The 21,740-nt window shown below is 68.1% G+C and carries 22 protein-coding genes; 6 read left to right on the forward strand and 16 right to left on the reverse strand.

The features are described 5' to 3' along the window. Positions 1-139 precede the first annotated feature (139 nt). Entirely contained in the window at positions 140-526 is a 387-nt protein-coding gene (gene crcB, locus QZM67_RS29255; RefSeq protein ID WP_011351225.1) for a fluoride efflux transporter CrcB, read from the forward strand. Between the two features lie 23 nt (positions 527-549). Beyond that, complete coding sequence (locus QZM67_RS29260; protein WP_043183075.1) at positions 550-900, forward strand: DUF190 domain-containing protein; 351 nt, start codon at positions 550-552, stop codon at positions 898-900. A 12-nt stretch (positions 901-912) separates the two neighbouring features. Here the strand turns inward: QZM67_RS29260 and QZM67_RS29265 are convergent, their stop codons facing one another. After that, positions 913-1,476: a YggT family protein gene (locus QZM67_RS29265; RefSeq protein WP_039371016.1), complete on the reverse strand. Its 564-nt coding sequence runs from the start codon at positions 1,474-1,476 to the stop codon at positions 913-915. 83 nt (positions 1,477-1,559) lie between these two features. Further along, the gene (locus QZM67_RS29270) at positions 1,560-2,489 is read right to left on the reverse strand and encodes a Rossmann-like and DUF2520 domain-containing protein (protein WP_301808717.1); all 930 of its coding nucleotides are present in this window, start codon (positions 2,487-2,489) and stop codon (positions 1,560-1,562) included. A 515-nt stretch (positions 2,490-3,004) separates the two neighbouring features. On the opposite strand from QZM67_RS29270, the gene QZM67_RS29275 reads away from it, so the two are divergent. Then, positions 3,005-3,310, forward strand: a complete 306-nt coding sequence (locus tag QZM67_RS29275) for a hypothetical protein (protein ID WP_043181688.1) — start codon at positions 3,005-3,007, stop codon at positions 3,308-3,310. 125 nt (positions 3,311-3,435) lie between these two features. Here QZM67_RS29275 and QZM67_RS29280 read toward each other — a convergent pair whose 3' ends face one another. Both QZM67_RS29280 and QZM67_RS29285 read right to left on the reverse strand, forming a co-directional pair. Next, positions 3,436-4,104: a LysE family translocator gene (locus QZM67_RS29280; RefSeq protein WP_089450667.1), complete on the reverse strand. Its 669-nt coding sequence runs from the start codon at positions 4,102-4,104 to the stop codon at positions 3,436-3,438. A gap of 62 nt (positions 4,105-4,166) precedes the next feature. Next, positions 4,167-5,723, reverse strand: coding sequence for a UbiD family decarboxylase (locus tag QZM67_RS29285; protein WP_301808720.1), 1,557 nt, complete (start codon positions 5,721-5,723; stop codon positions 4,167-4,169). Between QZM67_RS29285 and QZM67_RS29290 the strand changes: the two genes are divergently transcribed. Both QZM67_RS29290 and QZM67_RS29295 read left to right on the forward strand, forming a co-directional pair. Then, positions 5,695-5,889, forward strand: a complete 195-nt coding sequence (locus tag QZM67_RS29290) for a hypothetical protein (protein ID WP_301808721.1) — start codon at positions 5,695-5,697, stop codon at positions 5,887-5,889. The genes QZM67_RS29285 and QZM67_RS29290 overlap by 29 nt on opposite strands. Positions 5,890-6,319: 430 nt before the next feature. After that, complete coding sequence (locus tag QZM67_RS29295; RefSeq protein WP_043181694.1) at positions 6,320-7,435, forward strand: lytic transglycosylase domain-containing protein; 1,116 nt, start codon at positions 6,320-6,322, stop codon at positions 7,433-7,435. Positions 7,436-7,550: 115 nt separating this feature from the next. Here QZM67_RS29295 and QZM67_RS29300 read toward each other — a convergent pair whose 3' ends face one another. From QZM67_RS29300 to QZM67_RS29355, 12 genes are all read right to left on the reverse strand, one after another. After that, the gene (locus QZM67_RS29300) at positions 7,551-8,747 is read right to left on the reverse strand and encodes a pyridoxal phosphate-dependent aminotransferase (protein WP_301808724.1); all 1,197 of its coding nucleotides are present in this window, start codon (positions 8,745-8,747) and stop codon (positions 7,551-7,553) included. A 73-nt stretch (positions 8,748-8,820) separates the two neighbouring features. Further along, positions 8,821-9,258: a transcription antitermination factor NusB gene (nusB, locus tag QZM67_RS29305; RefSeq protein ID WP_175025621.1), complete on the reverse strand. Its 438-nt coding sequence runs from the start codon at positions 9,256-9,258 to the stop codon at positions 8,821-8,823. Beyond that, positions 9,255-9,770: a 6,7-dimethyl-8-ribityllumazine synthase gene (gene ribH / locus QZM67_RS29310; protein WP_089450082.1), complete on the reverse strand. Its 516-nt coding sequence runs from the start codon at positions 9,768-9,770 to the stop codon at positions 9,255-9,257. The genes nusB and ribH overlap by 4 nt, the downstream gene beginning before the upstream one ends. A gap of 53 nt (positions 9,771-9,823) precedes the next feature. Beyond that, complete coding sequence (gene ribBA, locus QZM67_RS29315) at positions 9,824-10,966, reverse strand: bifunctional 3,4-dihydroxy-2-butanone-4-phosphate synthase/GTP cyclohydrolase II (protein ID WP_043181701.1); 1,143 nt, start codon at positions 10,964-10,966, stop codon at positions 9,824-9,826. Positions 10,967-11,156: 190 nt separating this feature from the next. After that, positions 11,157-11,675, reverse strand: a complete 519-nt coding sequence (locus QZM67_RS29320) for a DUF1993 family protein (RefSeq protein WP_085039677.1) — start codon at positions 11,673-11,675, stop codon at positions 11,157-11,159. Between the two features lie 168 nt (positions 11,676-11,843). Further along, positions 11,844-13,613, reverse strand: a complete 1,770-nt coding sequence (locus QZM67_RS29325; protein ID WP_301808727.1) for a prolyl oligopeptidase family serine peptidase — start codon at positions 13,611-13,613, stop codon at positions 11,844-11,846. Positions 13,614-13,842: 229 nt separating this feature from the next. Further along, positions 13,843-14,982, reverse strand: a complete 1,140-nt coding sequence (locus tag QZM67_RS29330) for a hypothetical protein (RefSeq protein WP_301808729.1) — start codon at positions 14,980-14,982, stop codon at positions 13,843-13,845. Positions 14,983-14,991: 9 nt separating this feature from the next. Then, entirely contained in the window at positions 14,992-16,098 is a 1,107-nt protein-coding gene (locus tag QZM67_RS29335; protein ID WP_301808730.1) for a hypothetical protein, read from the reverse strand. Between the two features lie 462 nt (positions 16,099-16,560). Continuing rightward, the gene (locus QZM67_RS29340; RefSeq protein WP_301808733.1) at positions 16,561-17,196 is read right to left on the reverse strand and encodes a riboflavin synthase; all 636 of its coding nucleotides are present in this window, start codon (positions 17,194-17,196) and stop codon (positions 16,561-16,563) included. A 14-nt stretch (positions 17,197-17,210) separates the two neighbouring features. After that, entirely contained in the window at positions 17,211-18,332 is a 1,122-nt protein-coding gene (gene ribD, locus QZM67_RS29345) for a bifunctional diaminohydroxyphosphoribosylaminopyrimidine deaminase/5-amino-6-(5-phosphoribosylamino)uracil reductase RibD (protein WP_043181709.1), read from the reverse strand. 15 nt (positions 18,333-18,347) lie between these two features. Then, positions 18,348-19,631: a glutamate-1-semialdehyde 2,1-aminomutase gene (gene hemL / locus QZM67_RS29350; RefSeq protein WP_301808734.1), complete on the reverse strand. Its 1,284-nt coding sequence runs from the start codon at positions 19,629-19,631 to the stop codon at positions 18,348-18,350. Positions 19,632-19,805: 174 nt separating this feature from the next. After that, entirely contained in the window at positions 19,806-20,270 is a 465-nt protein-coding gene (locus QZM67_RS29355; protein WP_089430736.1) for a hypothetical protein, read from the reverse strand. A 248-nt stretch (positions 20,271-20,518) separates the two neighbouring features. Here QZM67_RS29355 and QZM67_RS29360 point away from each other — a divergent pair, with 248 nt between their 5' ends. Next, positions 20,519-21,736: a Bcr/CflA family multidrug efflux MFS transporter gene (locus tag QZM67_RS29360; protein WP_043181712.1), complete on the forward strand. Its 1,218-nt coding sequence runs from the start codon at positions 20,519-20,521 to the stop codon at positions 21,734-21,736. The last annotated feature ends 4 nt before the right edge of the window (positions 21,737-21,740 follow it).

Raw genomic sequence — 21,740 nt, forward strand, 5'->3', positions numbered from 1 at the left:
CGCCATTGCAGGTGCGCGGCGAATCCGCATACAGTTCAGCCTGTGCCGCCCGCCCACGTGCGCGCGCGGGAGCGGACATCGTCCCGGGCGACCGGGGGCCGGCGGCTGAATCCAGCCGCATCATCGACCGGGAGCGCCCTTGTTCTATTCGATCGTCGCGATCTTCGTCGGCGCCGGGCTCGGCGCGTTGCTGCGCTGGTTCCTGAGTCTCGCGCTTAACGAATTCTTTCCCGCCGTGCCGCTCGGCACGCTTGCCGCGAACCTGATCGGCGGCTACGTGATCGGCATCGCCGCCGTCGTGTTCACGACCCGTGTCGGGCTGCCGCCCGAGTGGCGGCTGTTCGTGATCACGGGCTTTCTCGGCGGCCTCACGACGTTCTCGACCTATTCGGTCGAAGTGATGACGCATGCGGTGCAGGGCGAATTCGGATGGGCGTTTGCGGTGGCTGCCCTACACTTGACTGGATCGTTCGCGCTGACGGCGCTCGGCATGTGGACCGCGCGCGCGTGGCTCGCGGCGGCCTGAGCGTGCCGCCATCGGAGGGTGCGATGGACAAGATCTTCCTGCGCTTCTATGTGCACGAGAAGCACCGGCTGCACTGGAAACCGTTGTGGGAATGGCTGCTGGAGGAGGCGAACCGGATGGGCGTCGCGGGCGGTTCCGCGTTTCGCGCGATGGCCGGTTTCGGCCAGCATCGCGTGCTGCACGAGGACCGCTTCTTCGAACTGCAGGGTTCGCTCGCGATCGAGATCGAATTCATCGTCACCGAGGACGAGGCGCAGCGCTTGCTCGAGCGGTTGTCGCACGAGAAGGTGCGGGTGTGCTACGCGATGATGCCGGCGCGCTTCGGCGTGATCGACACGCTCGGCGCACCGCCGGCGCAAGCGCCGGCGGCATAGGGGACGACAGCGTCAGATGCCGAACATCGTCAGCGACACGGCGGCGCGCGTGACGATCATCAGCAGCACCTGCACGATCACGAACAGCAGGATCGGCGACAGGTCGATGCCGCCGAGGTTCGGGATGATGCGGCGCAGCGGGTTCAGGAACGGCGCGGTGAGCTGGTAGAGGATCGGCATGGCCGGCGAGCGCGGGTTGAGCCACGACAGCAGCGCCATCAGGATCGTCATCCAGATCACGAGGTTGAGCGCCCACTTCACGACGGTGAGCAGCGCGACCACGACGAGCGTCGCGATCACCGAGGCCGGATCGAAGCCGGCCATCACGACCATCAGCACGACGTAGACGAGCGCGGTGAGCAGCGCGGCGACGACGCTGGCCCAGTCGATGCCGCGTACGCCTGCGATCACGCGGCGCAGCGGCAGCACGAGCCAGTTGGTTGCCTGCAGCACGGCCTGCGTGACCGGGTTGTACGGCGGCACGCGGACGGCCTGCATCCAGACGCGCAGGATCAGTGCGGCGCCGAACAGCGTGAAGACGGTATTGAGCAGAAAACGGGCGATCTCGCCGAACATCGTTGGCATCCTTTTTATACAGTCAGTAGCTCAGTAGCGTGCGGCCGCCAACGCCGGATGGCGGCGCATCGGCCGACACCTTATCACGCCTCGTCTCGCGACGGGGAGGGGTGCGCGGCGGTGCGCGCGAGCGACGTTTCGACGGCTTCGGCGAGCGCCGGCAGCGACGCCGGCGGCGTGGCGCGCTGCGCCGCGAGCGCGACCGCGCGGCGCGTCAGCAGCGCGTACAGCGTCGCGTGATCGCCGCCGCGCGTTTCAAGCAGTGCCAACTGGCGTTCGACGATGCCCGTATCGCCGCGCGACACGGGGCCGGAGAGCGCGTTCGCGAGGCCCTTGTCGCGCGCGGTCTCGATCGTGCCGGCCAGCATCGGCAGCAGCGCGCGCAGCGCGGCTTCCTCGTCGAAGCCGAGACCGCGCCACAGCTCGACCGCTTCCGCCAGCCCGCACAGCGCGAAGCTCGCCGCGTAGTGCGCGGCCGCGTGATAGAGCATCCGGCCGCCGGCCGGAATCGACAGCGGATGGCAGCCGAGTGCGGCAGCAAGCCGCATCAGCGTCGCATGCAACGCGCCATCGGCTTCGATCGTGACCGAGCAGCCGTCGATGCGGGCGAGGTCGGCGTCGGTGCCGCCGAACAGGTAGAGCGGATGGAAGCCGCCGGTGGCCGCGCCTTGCCGTTTTGCCGGATCGAGCAGCGCGACCGCCGACGCGCCGCTGCAGTGAACGACGGCCTGCTGCGCCGCGCGCGACGTGTCGAAGTGCAGCGCCGCGGCGGTCGACGCGAGATGGTCGTCGGGCACCGTCAGGAAGATCAGGTCGGCGGTATCGGCGACCTGCTGCGGCGTGTCGACCGCCTGGCAGCCGTCGATGCGCGCGGCGAGGGCGGCGGCCGATGCCGGCGTGCGGCTCGCGATCGCGACGACCGGAAAGCCGGCCTGCGCAAAGCGCTGCGCGACGCAGCGCGCGAGACGGCCGGCGCCGATGAAGCCGAGGCGGGGTGGGTCGGGGAGGGACATGGCAGCGAACGTAAGCGAAAACGAAGCAACCGCCAGTATCGCAGGAATGACGGCGGGGCCGCGAAAGGGCCATTTCCGCATGGACACGTGTGTGGATGACCGGTATACGGCGCGATCGACGCGTGTATCGGCGCCCGGCGTTACGGTCGAATCACGATCGTTGAATCCGACCCCGAAACATATCGCGCCCGTATCCCGCTTGAAATGTCGGCATCTTGTCTCAAATTTGTAATCGTTCATTACGGTCGCGTGCCCGCCATGCGCGCCGTATCCGGTAAGACTGACCGGCCATGATGTAGCGACCCGACTCGTCGGACGGAATCGCGCGACCCGCAAGGGTCGCCGCAGGCGCTGCAAGCCACGCCGCACGGCGGCTCTGGCCGCGTGCGATTGCAATTTGCAACAAATGCACGATACGCGAGGGGCGGGTTTTCGCTACATTGCTTCCATGCGACGTGCATGCCCGCCGTTGCCGACAGGGGCGCATAAAATACCGCTCCAGCAGGAGAATCGAAGTGAAAAAGCTCATTCCGTTCATCGCCGCCGCCGCGCTGGGCCTGGGTGCCGCAAGCGTTGCGCAGGCTCACGTGTCGATCGGGGTCGGCATCGGTATCCCGGTCGCGCCCGCGTATCCCGTCTATGCACCGCCGCCGCCCGTGTACTACGCGCCGCCGCCTCCGCCCGTGTACTACGCACCGGCGCCGGCCTACTATGCACCGCCGCCCGCCGTGGTCGTCGGCGGCTATGGTGGCTACTACGGTCGCCCGTACTGGCGCCATGGTTACGGCGGCTGGGGCCATCACGGCTACTGGCGTCGCTGATTCGTGCCGCGCGGCCTAGCCGCGCGTGGCAAAACGGCGCAACGTCCCGCGAGGGGCGCTGCGCCGTTTTTTCTTTGGAGCCGCTGCCCGACCGCGATGAGCGGCCCCGGGCAGGCCGGCTGCGATTACACCGCGTGCACGATCAGGTCGCGGTAGCCGCCGACGATCACGCTGTACGAGAAATACGCGAACAGCAGCGCCGACGCGATGTGACACGCGCGCATCAGCCCGGCGCCCGCACGCTTGCGGCCCTGGCTCGCGAGCGTGCACATGAAGAGCGTCCACGCGAGGCCGCCGAGGAAAAAGCCCGACAGGAACACCGACGCGGTGGCCGGCGTGGTCGCGCCGGCTTTCGCGATCAGCGCGCCGCCGACCGCCGCGAACCACAGGATCGCGCTCGGCGACGACATCGCGAGCAGCATCCCGCGCAGGAAACTGCGCCGCGCGCTGGCGCGCGGCTGCGGCGTGTCCTCGGCATCGTCGCCGGACGCCTTGGCGGGCGCGAGCGCTTCGCGCGCCATTTTCCACGTGAGGAACAGCAGCACGGCGCCGCCGCCGATCCACACGATCCAGCGTACCGGCTCGAACTGCAGCAGCACGGCCATCCCCGCGAGCGCGAGCGCCGCGTAGACGAGATCGCCGACGCACGAGCCGATGCCGAGCCAGAAGCCCGGCCGGAAGCCGTGCGACAGCGTCAGCGACAGCATCGCGACGTTCACGAGGCCGATGTCGAGACACAGCGACAGCGACAGAAAGAAGCCGTCGGACAGCATGGAGGCGGGTGGAAAGGTCATCGTCGTTGTCTTGTACTTGTAGCGATGGCAGTCCATGGGCCGGCGGGCGCCGGCCCATGGCGTCAGAGTCCGATCTCCTGCCAGAGCCGGTCGACGCGCGCCTTCACGGCGGCATCCATCTCGATCGGGCGGCCCCATTCGCGGTTGGTCTCGCCGGGCCACTTGTTGGTCGCGTCGAGCCCCATCTTCGAACCGAGGCCGGCGACCGGCGACGCGAAGTCGAGATAGTCGATCGGCGTGCTGTCGACCATCACGGTGTCGCGCACCGGGTCGACGCGCGTCGTGATCGCCCAGATCACTTCCTTCCAGTCGCGGATGTTCACATCCTCGTCCACGACCACGATGAACTTCGTATACATGAACTGCCGCAGGAAGCTCCACACGCCGAACATCACGCGCTTCGCGTGGCCCGCGTAGCTCTTCTTCATCTGGACGATGGCCATCCGGTAGCTGCAGCCTTCGGGCGGCAGGTAGAAGTCGGTGATCTCGGTGAACTGCTTCTGCAGCAGCGGCACGAACACTTCGTTCAGCGCGACGCCGAGCACCGCGGGCTCGTCGGGCGGCTTGCCCGTGTAGGTCGAGTGGTAGATCGCGTCGCGGCGCATCGTGATGCGCTCGACGGTGAACACCGGGAACCACTCCTGCTCGTTGTAATAGCCGGTGTGGTCGCCGTACGGGCCTTCGAGCGCGTGCTCGTACTTGGCCGACGCGTTGCCGGCCGGACGCGGCGGTGCGCCGGCCGGAGCGGGGGCGGGCGTGCCTTCCTGCGGATAAATGAAGCCTTCGAGCACGATCTCCGCGCGCGCGGGCACCTGCAGCGTGTCGACGCCGGGTGTCAGGCACTTCGCGAGCTCCGTGCGGCTGCCGCGCAGCAGGCCGGCGAACTGGTACTCGGACAGCGAATCGGGCACGGGCGTCACCGCGCCGAGCGTCGTGGCCGGATCGGCGCCGAGCACGACCGCGACCGGATACGGCTTGCCGGGGTTCTGCAGCGCGAATTCACGGAAGTCGAGCGCGCCGCCGCGATGCGCGAGCCAGCGCATGATCAGCTTGTTGCGGCCGATCAGTTGCTGGCGGTAGATCCCGAGGTTCTGCCGCGACTTGTTGGGCCCGCGCGTGACCGTCAGGCCCCACGTGACGAGCGGCCCCGCATCGCCGGGCCAGCAGGTCTGGATCGGCAGCCGGTTCAGGTCGACGTCGGCGCCTTCCCAGACGATCTCCTGGCACGGCGGCGACGACACCGACTTCGGCGCCATGTCCCACACGGCCTTCGCGAGCGACAGCAGCTTGCCGGCGTCCTTCAGGCTCTTCGGTGGATCGGGTTCCTTCAGCGCGGACAGCAGGCGGCCGAGATCGCGCAGCGAGTCGAGCGCGGCATCGTCGCCCGCATCGACGCCCATCCCGAGCGCGACGCGCCGCGGCGTGCCGAACAGGTTGCCGAGCACCGGGAAGTCGTAGCCGGGCGGCGCGTTGAACAGCAGCGCGGGGCCGCCGGCGCGCAGCACGCGGTCGCACAGCTCGGTCATTTCGAGCACGGGCGACACGGGTTGCGTGACGCGCCGCAGTTCGCCGAGCGCCTCGAGGCGCTGGATGAAATCGCGTAAGTCTTTGTATTTCATGAAGATGGTCCGGGCCACCCGCAAGGCGGGCAGCGATGGGCGGGCGCAGCGGCCGGCTGCGGCCCCGAATCGACCGACGATTTTACCCGCGCCGCCGCATGCCTGCCCGACGGAGAAAAAAGTCGACCGCGCGCAACCCCTCTACGGCATGGGGCTGGCGATCTGAAGAGTGACGCTAAATTACTTTTTGTTATAATTTCAAGGTTCTATAGTGTTGACGATCTATAAAACCCTGCTAGAATCCGCTCACATTGGCTGCAGGGTAAAAGGCTTCGAGCCGCCAATCACCGATCTTTGACGCAGCGCGTCACCGTCCGCCGAAACCTGCACGGCGTATCCGACGGCCTTAGTCGTAGTCTCGGCCAGCGCCACCAGACGCTGGTTTTTTGCGTGGGTGCCACCGCGTATGCCCGCCTCGCCCAGTGTGCGAAGGTGCCGGCCCTCTTACACCGTGGCCTCGAACGGTACTTATACCGTTTCCCCGATGCTTGCACGCCCCAACCAAAGCGTGCGGCGTCGTGATTCCGCGGCGCGTTACCTGTCTCGCCATCGAGCTGAGCGAGCCGCACGAGTCATGTTCATGGGAGATGATCTGAATGAACGCTTGGTTATCGTGGCGTCCTAGCGAGCAGCATGCGCAATTCGTGCGCAGCATGCTGCGTCGTGGGACGCGTGTCAGTCACCATCTATTCAGCGTTGTCGGCTGTTTCGCTGTCGCAGTTGCGCTCGCACTGTGGCTGCTGCCAACCGTCCGCGGCACGCTCGCCGCGAAGCTGATGCCGGTCGTATCCGCGGCCGTGCAAGCCGGCCCGGCCCGTCTGCTGACCGGCCATCCGCTGCCGAACTTCGCGCCTGCCGGCGCGCAGCCGCAGCAGGAAGACAGCCCCGAAACGGACGCGCTTGCGGTCGGCCTCGACGTCGCACCGGAAGCCGCCGCCGCCCAGGGCGATGCGTCCGATCCGGCCCGTAACGGTCCGTCGCCCGTCGCGCTGGCCAAACTGATCCCGACCCAGCGCGTCGCGGCTGATGCGCGCGACGACCGTGCGCTCGCATCGAATCGCGAACAGGCGCTCGTCGCGACCTACCTGTCGCGCCGTTACCGCGTCGCCCAGGAGCCGCTCGGCCAGCTCGTCAAGGCTGCGTTCCAGACCGGCCGTGACGTCGGCCTCGATCCGCTGCTGCTGCTGTCCGTGATGGCGATCGAATCGGGCTTCAACCCGTACGCCGAAAGCGGCGTCGGCGCGAAGGGCCTGATGCAGGTCATGTCGAAGGTCCACTCCGACAAGTTCGAGTATTTCGGCGGCACCGATACCGCACTTCAGCCGCTCGCGAACCTCCAGGTCGGCGCACTCGTGCTGAAGGACTGCATCGCACGTGGCGGCTCGCTCGCGACCGGCCTGCGCATGTACAACGGCTCGACGAACCCCGAAGATAATGGCTACGGTTCGAAGGTGATGGCCGAGCGAGGTCGCCTGCGGGACGTCGCGCGTGGTCGTAGCGTGCCGGTCAATGCGCCGCAGGCGCCGGCGAAGCCGATCGTGACGGCCGCGGCCGTCACGGCAGCAGCGGGCGGTGCGAAGCGCGTGCATGCGACGCTCGAAACCACGACGTCGGCGAAGTCGACGGCATCGAAGGACGCCGCGTCGCAGGACGACGCGAGCGTCGATACCGCGAAGCAGTCGCACGCGGATCATTCGGAGCTTGGCGCGTAACGTGCGGGGGTAACTGACCGCACGGCTCTGGCCTGCAGGACATGAAAAAGGCACCCGATCCGGGTGCCTTTTCTTTTTTTGCGGTGCGCGGAGAAGCCGCCGCTCCGGCCGCGTGTCAGTGCTGCCCGAACAGCGTCGCGAGCCGATCGACCGCTTCCTCGAGCCGCGAGTAGGCGGTCGCGTAGGACAGGCGGATATAGTCGCGCGGCGCATGGACACCGAAGTCCATGCCGGGCACCAGCACGACGCCCGCGTCGTGCAGCATCGCCGTCGTGAGCGCCGCGCTGTCGCCGGCCGCCGGGTGGGCGACGCCGCCGCAGTGCGCATACACGTAGAACGCGCCGTCCGGCATCACGGGCACCGTGAAGCCGAGCCGTTCGAGCGCCGGGGCGATGAAGTCGCGGCGGCGCTTGAATTCGAGCCGGCGCGCTTCATAGATGTCGAGTGCGGCCGGCTCGAAGCACGCGAGTGCCGCGTGCTGCGCAAGCGCGGACGGGCAGATGAACAGGTTCTGCGCCAGCTTTTCGAACGTGCCGACCAGTGCGGGCGGCACGACCAGCCAGCCGAGCCGCCAGCCCGTCATGCTGAAATACTTGGAGAAGCTGTTCACGGTGACGACGTCGTCGCCGAACGACAGCGCCGACACAGGCGCCGCGTCGTAGCTGAGCCCCTGGTAGATCTCGTCGACGATCGTGAAGCCGCCGCGTGCGCGCACGGCTTCGACGATCCGCTTCAGTTCGTCCGGCTCGAGCGACGTGCCGGTCGGGTTCGACGGCGAGGCCAGCAGCACGCCGCGTGTGCGGTCGCCCCAGCGCGTGCGGACGTCGTCCTCGGTGAGCTGGAAGCGCGCGTCGGGGCCGCTCGGCACGAGCACCGCGCGGCCTTCGGCCGCGGCAACGAAGTGCCGGTTGCACGGATACGACGGGTCGGGCATCAGCACCTCGTCGTCGCGCCCGACGAGCGCGAGGCAAGCGAGCAGCAGCGCGGCCGACGCGCCGGCCGTCACGACGATCCGTTCCGGGCTGATCGTGAGGCCGTAGGCGCGCGCGTAGTGCGCGGCGATCGCCTCGCGCAGCGGCGCAATGCCGAGTGCGCTCGTATATTGCGTGACGCCGCGGCGCAGCGCGGCCGCGGCGGCTTCGACGACCGGCTCCGGCGCGGTGAAATCCGGCTCGCCGATGCCCATGTGGATAACATCGCACCCGGAAGACTCCAGACGCTGTGCCTCCTTCATCAATTCCATCACGTAGAAGGGCTGGATCGCGTCGACGCGTGCGGCGAGTTTGACGAGCGAATCGGTGGCGGTATTCATCGGGCGGGCAGGGCGAGGGAGGCGAGACAAAAGAAAAAACGGGCGCATGCGCGCCCGTTCAGGACCAACGGAATCAGCCGTTGCGGCGCGCCTGCGTTTCGGCGGGGCGCAGCTTCGCGGCGAGCTTGTCGAGCACGCCGTTCACGTACTTGTAGCCGTCGGAGCCGCCGAACGTCTTCGCGAGTTCGACAGCTTCGTTGATGATCACGCGGTACGGTGTTTCGACGTGGTGCGTGAGCTCGAAAGTCGCGATCAGCAGCACGGCGCGTTCGACCGGCGACAACTGGTCGATCGGGCGGTCCAGCGACGGCGTCAGCGCTTCGACGAGCGTGGCGTGCTCGCGGATCACGCCGTGCAGGATGGCTTCGAGCAGATCCTTGTCAGCCTTGTCGTAACCGAGCGCGCCGCGCAGCTGCGCGTCGATCTCACCGGAGGACGCGTTCGACAGCAGCCACTGGTACAGCCCCTGCGTCGCCAGCTCGCGCGATTGTCGGCGGGCGCTCTTCTTCATGCGCGCTCCTCTTCGTCGTCTTCGTCTTCTTCTTCCTCGTCGTCATCGCCGAGCTGGTCGAGCGCCATCGTCAGGTTGGCCATCTCGACGGCGACGCGTGCGGCGTCACGACCCTTTTCGGTCATGCGCGCGACGGCCTGCTCGTCGTTTTCGGTCGTCAGGACCGCATTCGCGATCGGAAGGTTGAAGTCGAGGCCGATGCGGGTGATGCCCGCGCCGCTCTCGTTCGACACGAGTTCGAAGTGGTAGGTCTCGCCGCGGATCACCGCGCCGAGCGCGATCAGCGCGTCGAACTGGCCGCTTTCCGCGAGCTTTTGCAGCGCGAGCGGGATTTCCAGCGCGCCGGGCACCGACACGAGCAGCACGTCTTCACCGGTGACACCGAGGCGTTCCAGTTCCTCGACGCACGCGTCGGCGAGGCCGTTGCACACGGGCTCGTTGAAGCGCGATTGCACGATGCCGATACGCAGGCCGTCGCCTTCGAGATTCGGTTGGTATTGTCCGATTTCCATGATCTTGTCCGTGGTGTGGATGAACGGTTATAGGGCGAAAGCGTCGTGGCGGGTTACGCGTTGGACGCCGGGCAGGACTTGGCTTCGCCGCCGGGCATCGGAATGAAGCCCGTGACTTCCAGGCCGTAGCCGGACATGCTGCCCAGCTTGCGCGGATTCGACAGCACCTGCATCTTGCCGACGCCGACATCGCGCAGGATCTGCGCGCCGATGCCGAACGTCTTGAAATCAACCGGCCGGCGCTTGAGTGCAGCGGCCTTTTCTTCCTCGTCGAACGCCTTGAAGACGTCGATCAGGTGTTCCTTCGTGTCGCCGCAATTGAGCAGCACGATCACGCCGAGGTCGCGCTCCGCGATTTCGCGCATCGCGGCATCGAGCGTCCACGAGTGCGTCGACACGCCCGTTTCGAGCAGGTCGAGCACCGACAGCGGCTCGTGCACGCGCACCGGCGTATCGACGTCGGGCGACGGTTCGCCACGCACCAGCGCGATGTGCGGCGAGCCGCTCGGCTGGTCGCGGTACAGCACCGCGCGGAACGTGCCGTGCGCGGTCTGCATCGTGCGCTCGGCGATGCGCTCGATGATCGATTCGGTGCGGCTGCGGTACTGGATCAGGTCGGCGATCGTGCCGATCTTCAGGTTGTGTTCCTGCGCGAACTCGATCAGGTCGGGCAGGCGCGCCATCGTGCCGTCGTCCTTGATGATCTCGCAGATCACCGCGGCCGGCGTGAGGCCCGCGAGCGCGGTGAAGTCGCAACCGGCCTCGGTGTGGCCCGCACGAACGAGCACGCCGCCCGGCTGCGCCATGATCGGGAACACGTGACCCGGCTGCACGATGTGCTCGGGGCGCACGTCGTGCGCGACCGCCGTGGCGATCGTGTGCGCGCGGTCGGCGGCCGAGATGCCGGTCGTCACGCCTTCGGCCGCTTCGATGCTGACCGTGAAGGCGGTGCCGTACTGCGTACCGTTGCGGTAGGTCATCAGCGGCAGGTGCAGCTGCTTGCAGCGTTCCTGCGTCAACGTCAGACAAACCAGGCCGCGGCCATACTTGGCCATGAAGTTGATCGCTTCCGGCGTGACGAATTCGGCGGCGATCACGAGGTCGCCCTCGTTTTCGCGGTCTTCTTCGTCGACCAGGATCACCATCCGGCCGGCTTTCAGCTCGGCGATGATGTCGAGCGTGGAGGCGAGCGTCATAAGGGGGCGAGAAAGAGGAAAGTGCGTATTTTACGCCAGCCGGACGACCTTTCGGCTGGCATGGGCCGCGCGCGGCCGGCGAGCGCTCCGGAAAGCGCCCCGGCCGGCCTGCGCGGCAGGCCTGACGGGGCCGCCGCGCGGTGCCTGCACGCGGGTGCGGGGCGGTGCCGGGCTTTGCCCGGGCCGTGGGTCAGGCGTGCTGGTCGCGCCCGCCCAGGTAGTCGAGCTTGCCGAGTTCGACACCGCTGTGACGCAGGATGTCGTACGCGGTCGTCACGTGGAAGAAGAAATTGGGCAGCACGAAATTCAGCAGGTATGACTGGCCGGTGAACTCGATCGGGCCGACACGCATCTTCAGCACGATCTGGCGCGCCTCGCTGCCGTCGATCTGCGCGGCGTCGAAGCTTTTCAGGTAGTCGATCGTCTTCTGGATGCGTGCGTGCAGCTCGTCGAAGGTCTGCTCGACGTCCGGGTAGCTCGGGATCTCGACATCGGCGAGACGCGCGGCGCAGCCCTTGGCCGTGTCGGTCGCGATGTAGACCTGGCGGACGAGCGGCAGCATGTCCGGGTACAGGCGGGCGCCGACGAACACCGACGGGTCGATCTGCTTTTCGGCTGCATGCGCCTGCGCCTTGCCGAGGATGTGCTGCAGGTTGGTCAGGCCACGGATCAGCACGGGCAGGGAAGCCTGGTACATCGAGATGGACATGGGGACGACTCCTTGAAGAAGAGGGCGGCCGGTACGCGGCACGTCGTGCGTTGCGGCGTTGAAACCGCTGTCGACGCATCTTAGCGCGACGGCATGACCCGTGCGCGTCGTTGGCCAATCGGCCGATGGTGCCGGCGGGCCGGCCGGGGTGCCCACCGCCGGATCCGGTCAAGCACGCTGCATCCAGCCAATCATCTGCCGATACCGATCGGCGATATTGGCGGGCGATTGCGGCACGTGGTCGTCGCCCCAGTAGCGGACGAGCCGCACGTCGCGCTTGAGTTGCGTCAGTGCCGCGAACATCCGTTCGCTTTGTTCGAGCGGCACGTAGTCGGCGTCGCCGTGGATGAGCAGCAGCGGCGTCGTGATGTGCGCCGCATGCAGGATCGGGCTGATCGCGTGGTAGGCGTCCGGGCGGAGCCACGGCGGCGCGTCGATGTTCCAGCTGTTGTCGGCCAGCAGCTTGCCGATCAGCGAGAAACGCTCGGGGCGGGTGTCGTGGCCCGTGTCGTAGCGCAGGCGCGCGTCGAGCGACGCGTAGAGCGCCGCCGCGTCGCTGATGCCGGCGCTGGACACGCCCGAGCGGAACATCGGCGTGCGGGCGAGCAGCATCATCGTCGCCCAGCCCCCCAGGCTCTGGCCATACAGATGCAGCCGGTCGCGGTCGACGTATCCGGCGTCGGCCGCCGCGTCGACGGCCGCCAGGACGTCGTCGAGCATCCTGTCCGCCATCGTCGCCGGTGCTTCGCCGAGCACGTCCCGCATGTTGACGTCGATGACGGCGAAGCCATGCGCGGCGAACGGCTGGAAACTGAACGGCAACGGGCAGTCCGGTTCATGAAACAGGTGCGGATGGGGCGCGACTTTTTCGTGCGGATAGACCCAGACGACCGCGGGCACCGGCGCGCCCGCGAAATCCGGCGGCAGCAGGACGTCCACGAAGCGCTGCCGGCCCGGTTCCGCGCCACGGCAGGCAAGCCGGTGCGTCGTACCGGTCGCGATGCCGGCCAACTGGCGATTCGTCTCGAATGCCAGCGTCGAATCGCGCGAGTCCGCCAGCCGGACCGTCAGGCGGGTCGCGTCGCGGCCGTGTTCGATGAAGGCGGCATACGGGCGCCCCGTCTCCGCCGATACGCGTTCGCGGCGCCCGCCGCTATGGTCCGGCGGCGCGTCGGCGTCGTGCGTGTCAGGCGCGGCCGGCGGCGTGTCCGCAACCGCCCCATGTGCCAGTCCGGCCGCAGCACATGCTTCCGGCGACAGCGCGGACAGCGTGCCGGTGGCGGGATCGAACGCCCACCAGTCGCGCACGGGCTCGACGGGTTCGTCGCCGAACGACGCACTGTCGAGCACATCGGCCGTCGGTCGCCGGCCGGCGGCATTGGCCTCCCAGGCGCGGCGTGCGTTCCCGAACAGTCGGCGGTGCAGGTTCGCCATCGTGGGCGTCGCGCGTTCGGCCAGCAGGGGCAGCGCGACACGGCCATCGGCGAGCCAGGTGAACGGCCCGTCGCGGTCGCACGGAGACAGGTCGAGGTTGCGCGAAGTCGTGATCGGCGTCACAGCCCCGGTCGCCGGGTCGATCAGCACGGCGTGTACGGCGTCGTCGTCGGCCGACAGCGTGATGGCCGCGATCCGCTTCCCGTCGGGCGACCACGACGGCGAGCCGCACGCCCGGCCGGCCCGTCCGTCGCCGGCCAGCCGGCGCAGCGTGCGGCCGGCGAATTCGAACAGGTAGAGTTCGGCCCGATCGAGCCCGCCGAGGTAGGCGCGGTCGAAGCGGAGCGCGTCGGCCATCGGGCGGACGACGGCGAAGCAGATCGAGCCGCCGTCGGGCGATAACGCGCAGGTGCGACCGTAGTCGCGCTGGAAGGTGTCGAGCGACAGCAGATCGTCGACCGTGAAGCGGCGCCGTTGCAGCGGATCGGAAGGGACGGCCGTCACGCAAGCTCCTTGTCGGGTCGGCGGAAGCGGATAGACAGGCCTGGCCGGAGATGAGTTCCGGCGCTGTCGACCGCGCGCGGGAGGCGACGACACGAAGGTCTGGGCGCGGGCGGGAATCGTCGCCGCTGGCAGTGCGATTCACATGTCGACCTCGCTGCCGACGGTGCTGCCTCTTGGCGGTTTGAGCGGGCGCGCAGCGGGAAGGGCGTAGCGGGTTTCGGCTCGCCGCTCAACGCAAGACGGCTCGGCCTTTCACGAATCGTTTGGCCGAGTCGGCGGCATGCTGCCACCATGACATGCCGACGCGCCGCCGTTCGCGCCACGCATGGTCGTGCAGCGCCACCGCCGTCCACTGCTCGGCGTGCGTGCGAAAACGCGGCACGCCGAAGCGCTCGGGCGCGTCGAACAGGTCGAGATACGCGCGTCTATAGTGCTCGACGAGCGTGCGATCGTCATAGTGCGTTTCCATCCAGCGGCGCGACGCCTGCCCGACCTCGTCGCGCAGGCGCTTGTCGGCGAGTAGCGCGCGCAGCACCGGCTCCGCCTCCTCGAGCCGCACGTCCACCCACGGCAGCTCCGTCGCCCCGGTCATCGCGCGTAACTGTGCCTGCACGCGCGCGTCGAGATGCCCGAGGGTGGGCTTGCCCTGCGACAGCGATTCGAGTCCGCTCAGGTGATAGTTGCCGGTCACGCATTCGTCGACGGCCAGCGCGGCGCACTGTTTCAGACGCAAGCACGCGTCGTGCGGCGTGTCGACGATCGTCCGCACGCGGCACAGGCCCTTGCGCTCGAGCCGACGCAGCAATGCCAGCGTTTGCGGCGCGCCCTTGGTTTCCCAGCGCGTCTTCCACGCGCTGCGGCTGCCGCTCGGCGAGTAGACGACCACGGGCGGCCCGTCCTCGGATTCGGGCCCGGGCAGGTAGCGTGCGTCGTGAATGGGCACCAGATTCGGCACCACGCGCGCGAACGGATAGTAGCGCTCCGGCCCCTGCGCGATCACGAGTTGCGGGATCGGCTCGTTGACGATGCGCGCGAGCCGGTCGGCATCCTGCCCTGCCCAAAGCGACGGCGCGGAGTGGTATTGGCGAATGAGCTTGCGTGCACCGAAGTGCTGCGGCAAATCGGCGCCGAACGTCTCGTCGAACGAGAAGTGCTGGTGCAGATGAATGACGTCGGCGGCGTCGATGGCTGCCAGCGCGATGTCGCGCTGCGTGTGCCAGTCGATATCGACCGAAAACGTGCGCGCGCCGTAGGCCGACGCGTTGAACACTATGTGGCGCGCCTCGATGTCGGTGTGCCGGTTAAGCGCGGCGACGATGTTGCCGGGGCTGCCCGCCACCGGCGTATTCGAGATATGGACGACGCGCATGCTCGTTCGTCAGCGCGTGCGTGACGCTGGGGCGCGCGCGGATTCGGGGGCCGGTGCAGGGGTGAAAGTCGGCATCGTTGCGGGCATCGCGTCGCCCATGCCCGCTTGCGCGAGCATCTGCCAGCGCAGCTTCGGGAAGATGTCCTCGCCGAGCGCGCTTTCCATCGACAGATTGCGTACGTCGACGCCGCGGCGTGTCAGCAGCGCCGATGCATGACGGAACGACGGCTCGATGAAGCCGGGGAAATTTTCGTCGAGATGGCTGGGCTGCATGGTCGACGCCGATTCCTCGTAAAAGCGGGGCGTGCGCTTCGCGTCAGTGAGGTCGACACCGTGCAGATAGAGGCGTGTGAAGCCGAGCGCGGCGAGTACTTGCAGGCCAGTATAGGCGACCGTTCGGCCGTCGAAGACACCGCACCGCAGGTCGAGGCTGAAGCCGAGCGGCTTCGGCGTGTCGAACAGTGCGAGCGCCTGTGTGTCGTACGTCGTGCGCAGCTCGCGCGCACGCGGCGCGCGGCGGCCGGCGGGAAAGAGCATGTCGTCGAGGAGAAACACACGGCAGCGGATGCGCTCGACGCCGATGCGCTCGGCGATGTGCCAGAGCACGTGGGGCGTGGCAAACAGCGTGAGCGGCTCGCCGATCACGCGCTCGACGAGATCGGGCCGATTGCGTACGAAGCCGGTATCGACGATGCAGTAGTAGTCGAAACTGACACCCTGACGCTCGGTGAGTGCGATGGCACCGTTCACGCCCAGCACGTGCGTCATGTGCAGCGCGCGGTAATCGATGGTGTTGACGGACGGGCCGGTGGCGATGAGATGACATGCCTGCCCAGCGTGGCGCAGGGCGGGCGCGGATGCCATCTGGGTATTGGCGCACGCGATGCGGCGTCCGCGGATGCACATGCCGACGAGTCGCCCGGCTTCATCGCGTTCGAGCGCGACCCCGTGCGCGAGGCGCTCGTTGTGTCGCCACGCGCGCGAATGCGTATAGCGGTAAAGCAGCTTGAAAAAAGTATTGACTGCCCGCCGGACCGACGAAGCGGATGCACGCGCACCTTGTTCCGCTTTGACGCCGGTGCGCAGCGAGCGGATCGCATTGCCTTCGGAGATCATCGCTGAGCCTTGCAACGAAACGAAGCCTGAGGCTTCGCGACATGGTAAAGCGTCAGCTTACAATTTGATCTCGTTACACAGGTTACATATCCGGCAAGACAGTATTACTGTTTATTGCGCACGCAACGCTCATGACAGACGCGAATAATCGCTGCCGTTAATGAAATGAGCGCGGCGCCGGCGTCTCGAAATGGGCGGTCGTCGGGCGTGCGAGCCGCTGGCCGTGACGGCAAGCCGCAGTTCCCGAGGTGAGGGCCGGCGATTAACCGGCTGGCCGTTCAAAATGCTTGAACGATTTACAACTATTCGGAAACGTTCCGGGTATTCGTTTCACCTGCCGTGACTCATGTTGGGTCACGCAGAAAATGCCAGACCCACGAAAGACCATTCGGAAAACGCCAATTGGCGAGCGGTGGGGCGCGAAGGCAGGCGGTCGATTCGCGCGATTCGCGCCAAGCCGAATTACTTCGATGCTTGATGCTCGTCCCGGGCCGTGCTGAGCATTCGCTCCACGTACCGCGCGATCATGTCGACTTCGAGATTGACCTTGTCACCGGTCTTCACGTGACGCAGCGTCGTGACCTCGACCGTGTGCGGAATCAGGTTGATCGAGAACTCGCAGCCGTCCGCGCGATCGCCGACCGTGTTGACGGTCAGGCTCACGCCGTTGACCGTGATCGACCCCTTGTACGCGAGATAGCGACCGAGCTCGCGTGGTGCGACGATGCGCAGTTCGTGCGACTCGCCGACCGGCGCGAAGCGCGACACGGTGCCGAGGCCGTCCACATGGCCCGACACGATATGCCCGCCGAGGCGGTCGTGCGCGCGCAACGCCTTCTCGAGATTCACCTCGCCAGGCTCCGCGAGGCCGACCGTGCGGTTCAGGCTTTCGCGCGACACGTCGACGTCGAACGACGCGTCGGTCTTTTCGATTACCGTCATGCACGCACCCTGGATCGCGATGCTGTCGCCCAGCGCGACATCGGCGAGGTCGAGCCCGTCGGCCAGCACGGTCAGGCGCACGCCCGCATCGGCCGACGCGCCGAGCGGCTGGATCGATTCGATACGGCCGACGGCCGCGACAATGCCGGTAAACATGGTGGCGATTCCGTTCAGTGAGAGGCGTCGGACGGTGTGAAGCGCGCGAGGATCCGCAGATCGTCGCCGACCCGCTCGAACCCGTGGAACGACAGCCGCGTGCGCGCCTCGAGGCTCGCCGGCGCCGCGAGATCGAACATGCCAGCCGCATCGGCGCCCAGCAGGCTCGGCGCGAGGTAGACGAGCAGTTCGTCGACGCACTGTTCGCGCAGCAGCGAGCCGTTCAGCTTGTGGCCCGCCTCGACGTGCAGTTCGTTGACGCCGCGCGCGCCGAGCGCCGCCAGCATCGCGGGCAGGTCGACCTTGCCGTGCGCGTTCGCGAGCGGCACGATTTCCGCGCCGCGCGCTTTCAGCACGTTCGCGCGGACTTCGCCGGCCGCATCGAGCCGGCCGCAGAAGATCAGCAGCGGCGCGCCCTCGAGCAGCCGCGCGTCGAGCGGCAGGTCGAGGCGGCTGTCCACCAGGATGCGCTGCGGCTGGCGCGGCGTGTCGATGCCGCGCACGGTCAGCAGCGGGTTGTCTTCGCGGACGGTGCCGATGCCGGTGAGGATCGCGCAGGCGCGCGCACGCCATGCGTGCCCGTCGAGGCGCGCGGCCTCGCCGGTGATCCACTGGCTTTCGCCGGACGGCAGCGCGGTGCGGCCGTCGAGCGAGGCGGCGGTCTTCATCCGTACCCACGGGCGGCCGCGCGTCATCCGCGACACGAAGCCGATGTTCAGCTCGCCGGCTTCATGTGCGAGCAGCCCGCAGCGCACGTCGATGCCCGCGTCGCGCAGCATCCCGAGGCCGCGCCCCGATACCTGCGGGTTCGGGTCTTCCATCGCCGCGACGACCTTCGCGACGCGCGCGTCGATCAGCGCGTTCGCGCACGGCGGCGTGCGGCCGAAATGGCTGCACGGTTCGAGCGTGACATAGACGGTCGAGCCTGCGACGTCGTAGCCGCGCGCGCGTGCGTCCTTCAGCGCCTGCACCTCCGCGTGATCCTGGCCGGCCGGCTGCGTGAAGCCTTCGCCGATCACGTCGCCGTCCTTGACGATCACGCAACCGACACGCGGGTTCGGCGCCGTCGTATACATGCCGCGCGCGGCGAGCGCGAGCGCACGCTGCATGTGGGCGAAATCGATATCCGAGAACATGCGCGCGGACCCGGGTCAGGCAGCGAGTGCCGCGAATGCGCGGCGCGCGGCCGCGAGCGTCGCGTCGATCACCGCGTCGTCGTGCGTGCTCGACACGAAGCCGGCCTCGTACGCGGACGGCGCGAAATACACGCCTTCGTCGAGCATCAGGTGGAAGAAGCGGTTGAAGCGCTCGGTGTCGCTCTTCGTCACTTCCGCGAAGCTGGTCGGCACGCGTTCGGCGAAGTAGAGGCCGAACATCGCGCCGATCGAGTCGGCCGCGAACGGCACGCCGGCCGCGCGCGCTTCGGCCGCGAGGCCGTCGGCGAGGCGCTTCGTCTGCGCGGTGAGCGCGTCGTAGAAGCCGGGCGCCTGGATCAGCTGCAGCGTCTTCAGGCCCGCGGCGACCGCGATCGGGTTGCCCGACAGCGTGCCGGCCTGGTAGACGCCGCCGAGCGGCGCGAGGTGGGCCATGATGTCGCGACGGCCCCCGAACGCGGCAGCCGGCATCCCGCCGCCGATCACCTTGCCGAGGCAGGTGAGGTCGGGCGTGATCCCGTAGTAGGCCTGTGCGCCGCCGAGTGCGACGCGGAACCCGCACATCACTTCGTCGAAGATCAGCACGGCGCCGTGCTTCGTGCACAGCGCGCGCAGCGCGTTCAGGAATTCGGGCGTGCCGCGCACGAGGTTCATGTTGCCCGCGACCGGCTCGATGATCACGGCGGCGATCTCGTCGCCGAACGCGCCGAACGCTTCTTCGAGCGCGGCGACGTTGTTGTATTCGAGGACGGTCGTGTGTTTCGCGATGTCGGCGGGCACGCCGGCCGACGTCGGATTGCCGAACGTCAGCAGGCCGGAGCCGGCCTTCACGAGCAGGCTGTCCGCGTGGCCGTGGTAGCAGCCCTCGAACTTGACGATGCGGCTGCGGCCCGTGAAGCCGCGCGCGAGACGCAGCGCGCTCATCGTGGCCTCGGTGCCGCTCGACACCATCCGCACCTGCTCGATCGACGGCACGAGCTTGCAGATTTCCTCGGCGATCTCGATCTCGGCTTCGGTCGGCGCGCCGAACGAGAAGCCGTCGGCGAGCACGTTCTGCACGGCCGACAGGACTTCCGGATGGACGTGGCCGACGATCATCGGGCCCCAGGAGCCGATGTAGTCGATGTACTGCTTGCCGTCGGCATCCCAGAAATACGGGCCTTGCGCACGCGCGACGAAGCGCGGCGTGCCGCCGACCGAACGGAATGCGCGCACCGGCGAGTTGACGCCGCCGGGAATGGTCTTCTGGGCGCGTTCGAAGAGGATCTGATTGTTGGACATGGGCGAAACCTGCGAGAGAAGGGCGCGGGGGCCTGTGCACGGGCCGCGGCGCCTGGGCGGAACGATCGTCCGATTGTACCGGAGACGCGCGCGGCGGGCCTGCGGTGCGGTCTGCGGCCTTTCGGCACGTGAAGGATTGATCGGGCCGGGAGGGAGGAGGGCGATTCGGCCCCGTTATCGATCCGGCAAGGGTGGCGGCTTGCGCTTGCCGGTCAGCTCGGCCCAGCGCTTCTCGAGCGGGCCTTCGACCATCGGCTTGATCACCGTGCCGGAGCTCTGCGCATCCCAGGTCTGCACCGAATACGGATGGACGCGCAGCGCGTCGCGTGCGATCACGACGTCCTGGTGCGCGTCGACCAGCCAGTCGTATACGAAGTCGATGCACAGCCGGTAGCCGCGTTTCGTCGCCGCATCGGGCACCTCGTACGGTGCGCGCGTCACGTAGCCGGAGCCGAACACGCCCTTGGGCTCCTTCGCGACGCGGTGCAGGAACACGCGGTCGCCCGGCAGGATGCCGCGCGCGAAGCCGCAGCCCCACACGTCATGTACGGCCTCGCCGGCCTTCACGCGCGCGGCGACGTCGGGCAGGTCGGGCCACGGCCATTTCTTGGGGCTCCAGATCAGCAGGAAAGCGGTCATCGGTTCGGTCGTGCGTCGAATTGGTCAGACGAGAGAGGCAAGGAGCTGCAAGCTTAATCGAATCCCCGCTCGCGATCCCGCGCGGCGGGCACCGCACCGCTGCTTTCAGGCCGGCCGCGCACGCGCACCGGCGGCACGTAAAAAAGTTGCGCGTACAATCATGGGCCTGAGCGCGCCGTTCGCGGCGCGGCCTCCCGTCTTCATCGCCACGCGCGCCCCGATGCGTGCGGGCTCCATTCCGGATACCCATGTCCCACGTCGTCCGGCGCCGGCCCGATGCCCGGCTGATCCTGTTGCTCGGTGCGCTCGCCGCCTGCGGGCCGATCGCTACCGACATGTACCTGCCGAGCCTGCCGTCGATCGCCGACGGCTTCTCCGTCAGCCCTGGCGCCGCGCAGCGCACGCTGACGAGCTTCATGGCCGGCTTCTCGGTCGGCATGCTGCTGTACGGCCCGCTGTCCGACACGTGGGGCCGCCGTCCCGTGCTGCTCGGCGGCATCGCGCTGTTCACGCTCGCGAGCATCGGCTGCTTCGTGTCGACGTCGATCGACATGCTGATCCTCGTGCGCTTCCTGCAGGCGCTTGGCGCCGGCGCGGCGTCGGTGCTGTCGCGCGCGATCGCGCGCGACGCGCACGAGCCGACCGACGCGGCGAAGGTGCTGTCGATGGTCGCGATCGTCACGGCGGTCGGGCCGTTGCTCGCGCCACTGATCGGCGGGCAGATCCTGCGTTTCTCGGGCTGGCGCGGCGTGTTCGTCGTGCTGGCCGTGTTCGGCGCGGTGTGCGCGGCGACCGCGTACCTGCGCGTGCCCGAAACCTGGCCGAAGGAGCGGCGCAAGAGCGCGGCCGTGCTCGCGTCGTTCGCGTCGTATGGGCGCATCCTGTCCGATCCCGTTGCATGGGGGCACATGCTGTGCGGCGGCATGGCGTTCGCGTCGATGTTCTCGTACATCACCGCCACACCGTTCGTGTACATCGAGTATTTCCACGTGTCGCCGCAGCACTACGGGCTGCTGTTCGGCTTGAACGTCGTCGGCATCATGATCGGCAACTTCGCGAACACACGGCTCGTCGGCCGCATCGGCTCGCTGCGCATCATCGCGGCCGCGTCGCTCGTGAGCTGCATCGCATCGCTCGCGGTCGCGCTCGTCGCGCTGACGGGGTGGGGCGGGCTGTGGTCGATCGTCGTGTGCCTGTTCTTCGTCGTCGGCGTGGTCGGGATCCTGTCCGCGAACTGCACGACCGACCTCATGCATCGCTATCCGCACAACGCGGGCGCGTCGGCGGCGGTGTTCGGCGCGATGCAGCTGGCGCTCGGCGCGCTCGCGAGCGTCGCGATCGGCGCACTCGCGGACGGCACGCCGTTCGCGATGGGCGTGACGATCGGCATCTCGGGCGTGCTGTGTTTCGCCGGCCGCTACCTCGTGCTGCGCTGGCACGGGCGGCCCGTCAAGGCGGGCGCCTGAGCCG

Source organism: Burkholderia sp. AU45251 (assembly GCF_030482905.1).
In the GTDB taxonomy this organism is placed as follows: Bacteria; Pseudomonadota; Gammaproteobacteria; order Burkholderiales; family Burkholderiaceae; genus Burkholderia; species Burkholderia aenigmatica.

What these genes read in the sequence shown, in the direction of transcription:
- QZM67_RS29260 (WP_043183075.1), top strand. Translation starts at nt 550, where the DNA reads ATGGACAAGATCTTCCTGCGCTTCTATGTGCACGAGAAGCACCGGCTG.
- QZM67_RS29265 (WP_039371016.1), bottom strand. Translation starts at nt 1,476, where the DNA reads ATGTTCGGCGAGATCGCCCGTTTTCTGCTCAATACCGTCTTCACGCTG.
- QZM67_RS29270 (WP_301808717.1), bottom strand. Translation starts at nt 2,489, where the DNA reads ATGTCCCTCCCCGACCCACCCCGCCTCGGCTTCATCGGCGCCGGCCGT.
- QZM67_RS29280 (WP_089450667.1), bottom strand. Translation starts at nt 4,104, where the DNA reads ATGACCTTTCCACCCGCCTCCATGCTGTCCGACGGCTTCTTTCTGTCG.
- QZM67_RS29290 (WP_301808721.1), top strand. Translation starts at nt 5,695, where the DNA reads ATGAAATCGCGTAAGTCTTTGTATTTCATGAAGATGGTCCGGGCCACC.
- QZM67_RS29285 (WP_301808720.1), bottom strand. Translation starts at nt 5,723, where the DNA reads ATGAAATACAAAGACTTACGCGATTTCATCCAGCGCCTCGAGGCGCTC.
- QZM67_RS29295 (WP_043181694.1), top strand. Translation starts at nt 6,320, where the DNA reads ATGAACGCTTGGTTATCGTGGCGTCCTAGCGAGCAGCATGCGCAATTC.
- QZM67_RS29300 (WP_301808724.1), bottom strand. Translation starts at nt 8,747, where the DNA reads ATGAATACCGCCACCGATTCGCTCGTCAAACTCGCCGCACGCGTCGAC.
- nusB (WP_175025621.1), bottom strand. Translation starts at nt 9,258, where the DNA reads ATGAAGAAGAGCGCCCGCCGACAATCGCGCGAGCTGGCGACGCAGGGG.
- ribH (WP_089450082.1), bottom strand. Translation starts at nt 9,770, where the DNA reads ATGGAAATCGGACAATACCAACCGAATCTCGAAGGCGACGGCCTGCGT.
- ribBA (WP_043181701.1), bottom strand. Translation starts at nt 10,966, where the DNA reads ATGACGCTCGCCTCCACGCTCGACATCATCGCCGAGCTGAAAGCCGGC.
- QZM67_RS29320 (WP_085039677.1), bottom strand. Translation starts at nt 11,675, where the DNA reads ATGTCCATCTCGATGTACCAGGCTTCCCTGCCCGTGCTGATCCGTGGC.
- QZM67_RS29330 (WP_301808729.1), bottom strand. Translation starts at nt 14,982, where the DNA reads ATGCGCGTCGTCCATATCTCGAATACGCCGGTGGCGGGCAGCCCCGGC.
- QZM67_RS29335 (WP_301808730.1), bottom strand. Translation starts at nt 16,098, where the DNA reads ATGATCTCCGAAGGCAATGCGATCCGCTCGCTGCGCACCGGCGTCAAA.
- QZM67_RS29340 (WP_301808733.1), bottom strand. Translation starts at nt 17,196, where the DNA reads ATGTTTACCGGCATTGTCGCGGCCGTCGGCCGTATCGAATCGATCCAG.
- ribD (WP_043181709.1), bottom strand. Translation starts at nt 18,332, where the DNA reads ATGTTCTCGGATATCGATTTCGCCCACATGCAGCGTGCGCTCGCGCTC.
- hemL (WP_301808734.1), bottom strand. Translation starts at nt 19,631, where the DNA reads ATGTCCAACAATCAGATCCTCTTCGAACGCGCCCAGAAGACCATTCCC.
- QZM67_RS29355 (WP_089430736.1), bottom strand. Translation starts at nt 20,270, where the DNA reads ATGACCGCTTTCCTGCTGATCTGGAGCCCCAAGAAATGGCCGTGGCCC.
- QZM67_RS29360 (WP_043181712.1), top strand. Translation starts at nt 20,519, where the DNA reads ATGTCCCACGTCGTCCGGCGCCGGCCCGATGCCCGGCTGATCCTGTTG.